This window comes from Thermodesulfobacteriota bacterium (assembly GCA_040755095.1).
Taxonomy (GTDB): Bacteria; Desulfobacterota; Desulfobulbia; order Desulfobulbales; family JBFMBH01; genus JBFMBH01.
Genome location: JBFMBH010000157.1, coordinates 1 through 9,977 on the forward strand (window position 1 = coordinate 1; position 9,977 = coordinate 9,977).

General features: G+C 68.0%; 7 protein-coding genes. All 7 read right to left on the bottom strand.

The window, feature by feature from the left end:
- On the bottom strand, window positions 1–239 hold a 239-nt coding region (locus tag AB1634_17215; protein ID MEW6221255.1), incomplete at its 3' end, for a hypothetical protein.
- The gene (locus AB1634_17220) at window positions 236–1,120 is read right to left on the bottom strand and encodes a DUF4143 domain-containing protein (GenBank protein MEW6221256.1); all 885 of its coding nucleotides are present in this window, start codon (window positions 1,118–1,120) and stop codon (window positions 236–238) included. The genes AB1634_17220 and AB1634_17215, both read right to left, overlap by 4 nt.
- A 20-nt stretch (window positions 1,121–1,140) precedes the next feature.
- On the bottom strand, window positions 1,141–1,359 hold the full coding sequence (locus AB1634_17225; protein MEW6221257.1) for a hypothetical protein: 219 nt from the start codon (window positions 1,357–1,359) through the stop codon (window positions 1,141–1,143).
- A gap of 105 nt (window positions 1,360–1,464) precedes the next feature.
- A complete protein-coding gene (gene glgB, locus AB1634_17230) occupies window positions 1,465–3,375 on the bottom strand; it encodes a 1,4-alpha-glucan branching protein GlgB (GenBank protein ID MEW6221258.1) in 1,911 nt (636 codons plus the stop codon).
- Window positions 3,376–3,408: 33 nt separating this feature from the next.
- Window positions 3,409–6,732: a maltose alpha-D-glucosyltransferase gene (treS, locus tag AB1634_17235; protein MEW6221259.1), complete on the bottom strand. Its 3,324-nt coding sequence runs from the start codon at window positions 6,730–6,732 to the stop codon at window positions 3,409–3,411.
- Between the two features lie 108 nt (window positions 6,733–6,840).
- Window positions 6,841–8,847 (bottom strand): alpha-1,4-glucan--maltose-1-phosphate maltosyltransferase, encoded by a 2,007-nt coding sequence (locus AB1634_17240; GenBank protein MEW6221260.1) that lies wholly within the window; start codon window positions 8,845–8,847, stop codon window positions 6,841–6,843.
- Window positions 8,831–9,977: glycogen synthase (gene glgA / locus AB1634_17245; protein ID MEW6221261.1), on the bottom strand; the 1,147-nt coding region annotated here is incomplete at its 5' end. The genes AB1634_17240 and glgA, both read right to left, overlap by 17 nt.

The window sequence follows — 9,977 nt, forward strand, 5'->3', positions numbered from 1 at the left end:
CCACCTGTTGGTGCAGCGACTCCATACGTGACAACTGTGACCACGATTCCCCCTATGCACCAAAGCGCCCCCGCCACCATGTTCTTCTGTCCGGCTTTCTTGAGGGCTTCAGTGCGCGCTGTGAACATGTCGTCAGCCATAGCCACAGCGCTTTCCGTATCAAGGCCATGGCTCTCGAGATCTTGCTTAACCTCTGCATGAGACTTGCCTGCCTTCACGAGCGTAGCGTAACCGTTCACCAGGGTAGCTGGTGAACGGTTACGGAGGCGGCCTTGATCTCCACCGGCAGGAGCCAGCCGTCCAGCTCGATCACCAGGTCCACCTCTGTACCGCTGTGCTGGCGGTAATGGAGGAAGTTGGGCCGCGCGGGCAGCCGCTGCGCCTGCTTCATGCACTCGGTAGCCACCAGGGTCTCGAAGAGCCGGCCAAAGGCGGGATGGCCTTGCAGGGCCTGGGGCGAGCTCAGGCGCAGGAGGTGGCACGCCAGGCCAGTGTCCGCGATATGACCTCGGGGGCGTAGGCTGAGCCGTTTCACCGGGTTGCAGGAAAAGGCCGGCAGCTCCAGCCACTGAAAGGTGTCCTTGAGGACCCCCAGCCACTTCCCGGTGGTGGGGGATGACAGGCCGATATCCCGGCCCAGCTGGCTGAAATTGACCTCCTGCGCGGTGAGGGCGGCGGTGAGGCCCAGGAAGGCGGCAAACCGGGCCTCGTCCCGGGCCGCCAGGGCCAGGCGGACGTCCCGTTGCAGGTATGTGGCAACGTAGCCCTGCATCCAGCCCGGAACCGCGGCCTCCGGCAGATCCTGGACCTCCGGGAAGGAGCCGCGCCAGATGCGCTCGCTGGCCGAGATGCCGGCGGAGCGGAAGGAGCCCAGCGCCTCCAGGGCCTGATCCACCGGTCCCCGGGCCAACGTGATCCAGCGGTCGAGCCAGGTGCGTGAGCTGGCCATCCGGATCTCTGGCAGGCAGAAGCCTGGCAGATCCAGGATCGCCACCCGGCCGGCCAGGGATTCGGCCAGCCGCCGCATGACCTGCCACTGCTGGGAGCCGGTGATCACAAACCGCCCGGGCTGGCGGTTCTGATCCACGAAGCGCTTCAGGGCCGGCGCCAGCTCGGGCACGTACTGGATCTCATCGAGGATCAGAGGCGGAGGATTGTTGCGCAGAAAGAGATCGGGATCCGGACGGATGCCGAACAGGTCCTGGACCGGATCAAAGACAAGGTCCGGGCCTGGTCGCCAAAGAGGTGTCCCACCAGGGTGCTCTTGCCCACCTGGCGCGCTCCGGTGACCAGCACGCAGGGAAAGGTCTGGTGGTAGAGGCGGAGCTGGTCCTCCAGGAGACGGGGGTGGTAGATCATGCTTGATATCTTAAAGGGTAACTTTCAGATTTCAAGCCGATGCCAACGCAGCCCGCTTGTGGGCTTGGATACCCGGTGCTCCTTCCTGCTTGGCGGGGACGGCCGTCAAGCCCGCTGCGGCCGCAGGATCAGCATCGCCAGGGGCGGCAGCACCAGGTTGAGGGAGCGGAAATGGCCGTGGGCTGCCACCGGGGTGGCCGCCACCTCGCCGAGGTTGCCCATGCCGCTGCCGCCGTAGAGGACGGCGTCGCTGTTCAGGGCCTCTTCCCAGATCCCGCCCTGCGGCACCCCGATCCGGTAGTTGTGGCGGGGCACCGGCGTACAGTTGGCGACACACAGCACCAGGTCCTCGGGCCGGCGACCCCGGCGCAGATAGGCCAGGATGCTCTGCTGGGCGTCGCTGCAGTCGATCCAGGAGAAACCGGCCGGCTCGTCGTCGATCGCATGCAGGGCCGGCTCGCCCCGCAGGAGGGTGTTGAGATCCCGGACCCAGCGCCGCAGGCCCTGGTGAGGGTGGTGGTCCAGGAGGTGCCATTCCAGGCTGGCGTCGTGGCTCCATTCCGCCCATTGGCCGATCTCGGCGCCCATGAACAGGAGCTTCTTGCCGGGATGGGTGTACTGGTAGCCGTAGAGAAGCCTTAAGTTGGCGAATTTTTGCCAATCGTCCCCGGGCATCTTGCCGATCATGGAGCCCTTGCCGTGCACCACCTCGTCGTGGGAGAAGGGCAGGATGAAGTTTTCGTGGAAGGCGTAGAGCAGGCTGAAGGTGATGGTGTTGTGGTGATACTGGCGGTGGATCGGGTCCTTGCTCAGGTAGAGCAGGGTGTCGTGCATCCAGCCCATGTTCCATTTGAAGCCGAAGCCCAGGCCCCCCAGATAGGTGGGCCGGGAGACCATGGGCCAGGCAGTGGACTCCTCGGCAATGGTCATGACATCCGGGTGCTCGGCGTAGACCAGCTCGTTGACCCGCCGCAGGAAGGCGATGGCCTCCAGGTTCTCCCGGCCGCCATACTGGTTGGGGATCCAGTCCCCCTCCTCCCGGGAGTAGTCGAGATAGAGCATGGAGGCCACGGCGTCCACCCGCAGGCCGTCGATGTGGTAGACCTCCAGCCAGAACAGGGCGTTGGACAGAAGGAAGTTGGCCACCTCCCGGCGGCCGAAGTTGAAGATGAGGGTCCCCCAGTCCCGGTGCTCCCGCTGCCGGGGATCGGCGTGCTCGTAGAGGTGGGTGCCGTCGAAATAGCCCAGGCCGTGCTCGTCCCGGGGGAAGTGGGCGGGCACCCAGTCGAGGATGACGCCGATGCCGTGCTGGTGCAGGGTGTCCACCAGGAACATGAAGTCCTGGGGGCTGCCGAAGCGGCTGGTGGGGGCGAAGAAGCCCACCGTCTGGTAGCCCCAGGAGCCGTCGAAGGGGTGCTCGGAGACCGGCAGCAGCTCCACATGGGTGAAGCCCATCTCGGCCACGTAGGCTGCCAGCCGGGGTGCCAGCTCCCGGTAGCTGAGCCAGCGGTTGCCCTCCTCCGGCACCCGCATCCAGGAGCCCAGGTGCACCTCGTAGATGGCGACGGGCGCGTCCAGGGCATTGACCTGCCGCCGCCGGCGCAGCCACGCCTCGTCCTGCCACTGGTAGTCGGTGAGGCTCCAGACCAGGGAGGCGGTGGCTGGCCGGATCTCGCAGGCAAAGGAGTACGGGTCTGTCTTGTCCACCTGGTAGCCGTGGAAGTTGGAGACGAGGTGATATTTGTAGAGCTGGCCGGGCCCGACCCCGGGGATGAACCCCTCCCAGATGCCGGAGTCGCCCCGGCTGGCCAGGGGGTGGGCGCCGGCATCCCAGTCGTTGAAGGTGCCGATCACCGACACCTCCCGGGCATTGGGCGCCCAGACGGCGAACCAGGTGCCGGCCTGGCCGTTCCGCTCGCCGGGGTGGGCGCCCAGCTTTTCCCAGGCCCGGTAGTGGGTGCCTTCGGCCAGGAGGTGGAGATCATAGTCGGACAGAAAGTGCGGCTCAAGGGGCATGGCAGGGTCTCCCAGAGGTAGGTGCCGGGGCACTCACCGCGTCAGGTCGGGCATGAGGCCGGCCAGGCCGGCCAGGGGAATGTGGATCCAGTCCGGTCGATTGTTGCACTCGTAGGCCAGCTCGTAGAAGGCCTTGTCCAGGAGAAAGGCATCGAGAAGCGTGGCCAGGGCCTGGGGCGCTTCGGGCAGGAAGCCCGCGGGCCTGGCCTCGGCCAGGTAGGCGGCCAGGAAGGCGGCCCATGCCGCCTGCTCCCAGGCCCGGGCCCACGCGGCCCGGAGGCCGGGCGCCTCATCGGGACCGGCGGCGGCCAGCCACACGGCCAGGCCGGTGTGGCTGGCGTAGCTCAGGGAGCGCAGCATACCAGCCACATCCTTGAGCGGCGACTGTTTCTGTCGCCGTTCTGCCAGGGGCCGAAGCGGCTCACCTTCGAAATCCAGGAGGATGAAGTCCTCCGCCTGTCTGAGCACCTGCCCCAGGTGATAGTCCCCGTGGCACCGCAAGCGCCGGCCGCCGGCACCGGCCAGCGCCGCGAGCTGCTGCAGCCGGGCCAGGGCCAGGGGGCCTGCCGCCAGAATCGCGCTGGCCTGTTCCTGGGCCGGGCCGCCCAAGGTGCCGGTCCGGCCGGCCAAGAGGGCGAGGGCGGCCTGGGCCTGGCGCACGAAGCCATCAGCCAGACCGTTCAGATAGTCCTCGTCCACCGGCTCCGGTGCGAAATCCCGATCCCGGCGCTCGCTGGCCATGGCGCAATGGAGCTCGGCAGTCCGCCGCCCCAGCACCCCGGCGGCCGGGATGAAGGGCCCCAGGGCCGCCATGGTCAAAGCCCCCGGATCGGCGGTCCTGGCCAGGAGGCCGCCGGCATGGAGATGGGGCCAGGCGGGCGGCGCCGGGCCGGCTGGTGGCGCCGCCAGGAGTCGCTCCAGGCACGCCAAGGCAAAGCGCCAGCCATCCCCCTCACCGGGGAGGTAGGCCTGCAGCATGGCCACCGTGGCGCGGCTGTGGCCAGGGGCGGTGTAGTCTATGCCCCCCAGAACCGGCGCCATGTGGCGGAAGGTTGTCCGCTCGGTCAGGAAGCGGCAGATCTCCAGATCCGGGCTGGGTCCCTCCTCCAGCCGCCGCAAGAACTTGAGGATGAACAGGTCGTCCAGCACCACCGAGGTGTTGCTCTGCTCGGCGCTCAGACGGCGCACGGTGTGGCAGGCTGCCGCCTCCTCCAGGGCCGCGGTGGCAAAGGCGGTCAGCCGGCCCTGCAACGCCGACGCGATGCGGTGGCCGTCGGCCATGGTCACGAAGAGGTCGCAGCAGGCGGTGCGGTCGGCCAGGGCATCGAAGAGCACCCCGTCCCCCTTGCGGCTCCGGACCACGGCCAGCACGGCCTCCGGCACCTCGGCCGCCACCTTCTGGGCCGCCCGGCCGATCTCCAGCTTCAGGGGCAGCAGATAGGTCTCGGGCTCGCCCTCGTTAAAGAGCACCTGGACCATCAGCAGCCGGAAGGCAGCGCCCAGCTTCACCCAGTCCTGGAGCCGGACCCCGGTCAGCTCCCGGGCCTTGGATCGGAACCAGCGCTGGCGGGGCAGGTAGGACCGCAAGACGTCGTTCTCCAGGGGGTAGCGGTACTCCTGCAGCATGAGGTCGTCCCAGCCCTTGGCCACGGTCAGGGTGGGCAGCACCCGGTCGCTGCCACCCGGCGGGCTGGCCAGGCGGATCGGCATCGTCTCCGGCTCCAGCTTGAACCAGAAGAAGGCGTGGGGGCCGATGGAGAGGAAGTAGGGCTCGGGCCCGATGACCGGGAACTCGGTGCGGCCGATCATCTCCACCGGCATCCAGCCGGCGAATTCAGCCAGGGGCAGCTCCACCGGCTGCACGAAGCGGGAGAGATTGGCCACCGCCAGGATGATCTCCCCCTTGGAGCGCCGCAGATAGGCGAGGATGGTGCGGTTCTCCGGCTCCAGGATCTCCAGGCTGCCGCGACCGAAGGCCTTGTGCTGGCGCCGCAGGGCGATGAGCCGCTTCATGAAATGGAGGAGCGACGAGCGGTTCCGCTCCTGGGCCTCCACGTTCACCCCCTGGTAGCCGTACACCGGATCCATGATCACCGGCAGGCAGAGACGGGCGGCGTCGGCGGTGGAAAAGCCGGCGTTGCGGTCCGCCGACCATTGCATGGGGGTGCGCACCCCGTTGCGATCCCCCAGGAAGATGTTGTCCCCCATGCCGATCTCGTCGCCGTAGTAGATCACCGGGGTGCCGGGGAAGGAGAACAGCAGGCTGTTCAACAGCTCGATCCGTCGCATGCTGTTGTCCACCAGAGGGGCCAGCCGGCGGCGGATGCCGATGTTGCAGCGCATGCGGGGATCCTTGGCATACTCCCGGTACATGTAGTCCCGCTCCTGGTCGGTGACCATCTCCAGGGTCAGCTCGTCGTGGTTGCGCAGGAAGAGCGCCCACTGGCAGGTCTCCGGGATCGCCGGCGTCTGGCGCAGGATCTCGGTGATGGGATGGCGATCCTCCTGGCGGATGGCCATGAAGATCCGGGGCATCAGGGGGAAGTGGAAGGCCATGTGGCATTCATCGCCGTCGCCGAAGTAGTGGCGGACGTCCGCGGGCCACTGGTTCGCCTCGGCCAGCAGCATGCGATCCGGGTACAGATGGTCCAGCTGCCGGCGGATCCTCTTGATCACCTGGTGGGTCTCGGGCAGGTTCTCGTTGCTGGTCCCCTCGCGGACGCACAGATAGGGCACGGCGTCCAGGCGCATGCCGTCCACCCCCAGATCGAACCAGAAGCGCATCACTCGGATCACCGCCTCCACCACCCGGGGGTTGTTGTGGTTGAGATCCGGCTGGTGGGAGAAGAACCTGTGCCAGTAATAGGCGCCGGCCACCGGGTCCCAGGCCCAGTTGGAGGTCTCGGTGTCAGTGAAGATGATGCGGGTTTCCGGAAACCTGGTGTCGGTGTCGCTCCAGACATAGAAGCCGCGGCGGGCCGAGCCGGGCTTGGCATGGCGGGCCGCCTGGAACCAGGGATGCTGGTCCGAGGTGTGGTTGACCACCAGCTCGGTGATCACCCGGATGCCCCGGCGGTGGGCCTCCCGGATGAAGGTCCTGGCGTCCCGTACCGTGCCGTAGGCGGACAGCACCCCCCGGTAGTCGGCGATGTCGTAACCGTCGTCCTTGAGGGGTGAAGGGTAGAACGGCAGCAGCCAAAGGGCGTTGATGCCCAGATCCTGGAGGTAGTCAAGCTTGTCGGTCAGGCCCCGGAAATCGCCGATGCCGTCACCATTGCTGTCAAAGAACGTGCGGACATGCAGCTCGTAGATGATGGCATCCTTGTACCACAGGGCATCCTTGGCGCGGGGGGGCATGGGCGTGGTCTTCCTTGTGCCAGGGCGGTATGGACAATATGGACAAGATGGACAGGGCGGCCTGGTCCATGCAGTCCATCCTGTCCATACCGTCCATCCCAGGGACAATCACATGAAGTACTCGAAATCCTGCTCGGTGCGCACCCGGCGCCGCAGGCGGAAGATCTGGGCCGGGCTGGCGGCGGGGTCCAAGCGTACGTAGCTCTTCGCCCCCTGCCACAGGTAGCGGCCCTCGCCGATGAGATCGTGGGCCTGGAAGACCTCGGCCGGGCCGATGCCCAGGGCGGCGATCGGCAGCTCCAGCCAGCCGTCGTGGGCGTGGTGGGGGTCGAGGTTGGCCACCACCAGGATGATGTTCTCCAGATCCGGGGTGTGCTTGGAATAGGCGATGAGATGCTCGTTGTCCACGGCATGGAAGGTCAGGGAGTCGTTGGTGGCCAGGGCCGGATTTCCCCGGCGGATGGCATTGATGCGGGCCACGAATTCCTGGATGCCGTCCGGCCGCTGCCAGTCCCGGGGCCGGAGCTGGTACTTCTCCGAGTCCAGGTAGTCCTCGGTGCCGGGCAGTCCCTGGCCCTCGCAGAGCTCGAACCCGGAGTAGATGCCGTAGGAGGCGCCCAGGGTGGCGGCCAGCACCAGCCGCACGACAAAGCCCGGCCGGCCGCTGTACTGGAGGTACTCGGGCAGGATGTCCGGGGTGTTGGCGAACAGATTGGGCCGGAAGAATTCCCGCACCGGCGAAGAGGTCAGCTCGCGCAGGTAGGCGATGATCTCGGTCTTGGTGTTGCGCCAGGTGAAGTAGGTATAGGACTGGCTGAAGCCGACCTTGGCCAGGGCATACATGAGCTTGGGCCGGGTGAAGGCCTCGGCAAGGAAGACCACATCCGGGTGGCGGGTCCGCACCTCATGGATGAGCCAGGCCCAGAAGCGCAGGGGCTTGGTGTGGGGGTTGTCCACTCGGAAGATCCGCACCCCGTGCCCCACCCAGAAGAGGGTCACCCGCAAAAGCTCCTGCCACAGGGCTTCCCAGGCCGGACCCTCGAAGTCCAGGGGAAAGATGTCCTGGTACTGCTTGGGCGGGTTCTCGGCATAGCGGATGGTGCCGTCCGGCCGGTGGCGGAACCATTCCGGATGCTCGGCCACGTACGGGTGGTCGGGCGAGCATTGGAAGGCCAGGTCCAGGGCGATCTCCAGGCCATGGGCCTCGGCCTGGCGGCGGAAGGCGGTGAAATCCTCGATGGTGCCCAGCTCCGGGTGCACGGCGTCGTGGCCGCCCTCGGCGGTGCCGATGGCCCACGGGCTGCCCGGATCACCGGCTGCGGCCTGGGGGCTGTTGTTGCGGCCCTTGCGGTGGCTTTTGCCAATGGGATGGATGGGCGGCAGATAGAGGACGTCGAAGCCCAGGGCGGCGATGGCCGGCAGCCGGGTGGCGGCGTCCCGGAAGGAGCCGCTGCGGGCCGGATCCGTGGTGGCGGAGCGGGGGAACATCTCGTACCAGGCACCGGTGCGGGCTCGGGGCCGCTCCACGCTCACCAGCAAAGTCGGGGTCGTGGTCTCCCGGCTGCGGTCCGGATAGCGCCCCATGAGGGCGGCCAGCTCCGGGGCCAGGGCCAGGCACACCCGCTCGTCGACCGGGGTCGGCGCGGCCAGCCGGGCCGCAACGCTGGCCAGCCACAGGGCATCCTGGTCGGCGCCGCGCGCCGCGGCCGCCTGCACCAGGGCCGCTCCCTCCAGGAGCTCGCTGGCTACCTCCTGGCCGGCCTGGTGCTTCTTGACCAGGACTTGGCACCAGCTGGCAAAACGGTCGATCCAGGCTGCCACTGCATAGTGGTATGGCTCCAGGGTGGTGATCGGAAAGATCCCCTGCCAGGCGTCGTTGCCCAAAGGACCGAGCGGCAGCTCGCTCCAGTCCGCCTGGGAAGCGGGCCGGAAGCGGAGCACGCCGGCTACGGCCTCGTGGCCGTCGACCAGGATGTCGGCGCTCACCGTCACCGACTCCCCCACCACCCGCTTGATGGGATAGAGGCCGCCATCCACGGCTGGGGCGAGGTTTTCGATCCAGACCCGGCGGGCCAGCGCCGGATCCAGCCTGGTGGGGTCAGGGCCTGGGGTCATGGCGGTCTCCTGGCATGAGCTCCTGATACACAGAGAAGACTTGGCGGGCGATGGCCGGCCAGCCGTAGAGCCCGGTCACCCGCTGCCGGCCCCGGTGGCCCATCTGCCGGGCCAGCGTGCGGTCGGCGGCCAGGCGGTTGATGCCGGCGGCCAAGCCGCGGGCAAAGCCGTCCGGGTCCGCCGGCTCCGGGTCGTCGCTGCTGCGCGGCCGAAAGGGGACCAGGATTCCGGTCTCGCCGTCCCGCACCACCTCGGTGATTCCCCCCACCGCCGAGGCCACCACCGGCGTCTCGCAGGCCATGGCCTCCAGGTTGATGATGCCGAAGGGCTCGTAGATGGAGGGGCAGCAGAAGACCGTGGCGTGGCTGTACAGCTCTATGGCAGCGGCCCGCTCCACCATCTCCCGGATCCAGATCACCCCGCGCCGCTGGCCGGCGAGCCGGCTCACCGCCTGCTCCACCTCACGGGCAATCTCCGGGGTGTCCGGTGCCGAGGCGCAGAGCACCACCTGGGTGCCCGGATCAAGGTGCTCCGCGGCCCGCAGAAAATGACCCACCCCCTTTTGCCGGGTGAGGCGGCCCAAAAACAGCACGTAGGGCCGTAGCGGGTCGATGCCGTGGGTGGCCAGGGCCGCCGTGCTGGCCATGGGGCGATAGGTGCCGGTGTCGATGCCGTTGGGGATCACCCGCAGGCGCTCCGGCGCCACCCGAAACCGGCTCAGGATCTCCTGCCGGTCGCTGGCGGAAACGGCGATCACCCGGTCGGCCATCTCCAGGGCGGCGCGCTCCACCCAGGAGGACAGATCGTAGCCCCGGCCCAGCTGCTCCCGCTTCCACGGCCGCAAGGGCTCCAGGGAATGGACGGTGGCCACCAGTGGGGTGCCGTAGCCGAGCTTGGCTACGATGCCACCCCACATGGTGTACCAGGTGTGGCAGTGGACCACGTCCGCCTCGATGGGGGCGGCGTTGAAGCGCAGGCAGGTGGCCAGGGTCATGAGCGCCTGTTTGACCCGCCGGGGGTTGCCCTCGAAGATCCCTTCCGTGAAGGGGTAGCCGTGCACCGCCGGGTTGTCGAAGGGCGCCTGCTGGTCGCCGAAGCATTTGACCTCCACGGTGGCCAAGTGGGCCATC

Bases quoted from the DNA above. Each gene is read 5' to 3' on its own strand.
- AB1634_17225 (MEW6221257.1), bottom strand. From the start codon at position 1,359: ATGATCTACCACCCCCGTCTCCTGGAGGACCAGCTCCGCCTCTACCAC.
- glgB (MEW6221258.1), bottom strand. From the start codon at position 3,375: ATGCCCCTTGAGCCGCACTTTCTGTCCGACTATGATCTCCACCTCCTG.
- treS (MEW6221259.1), bottom strand. From the start codon at position 6,732: ATGCCCCCCCGCGCCAAGGATGCCCTGTGGTACAAGGATGCCATCATC.
- AB1634_17240 (MEW6221260.1), bottom strand. From the start codon at position 8,847: ATGACCCCAGGCCCTGACCCCACCAGGCTGGATCCGGCGCTGGCCCGC.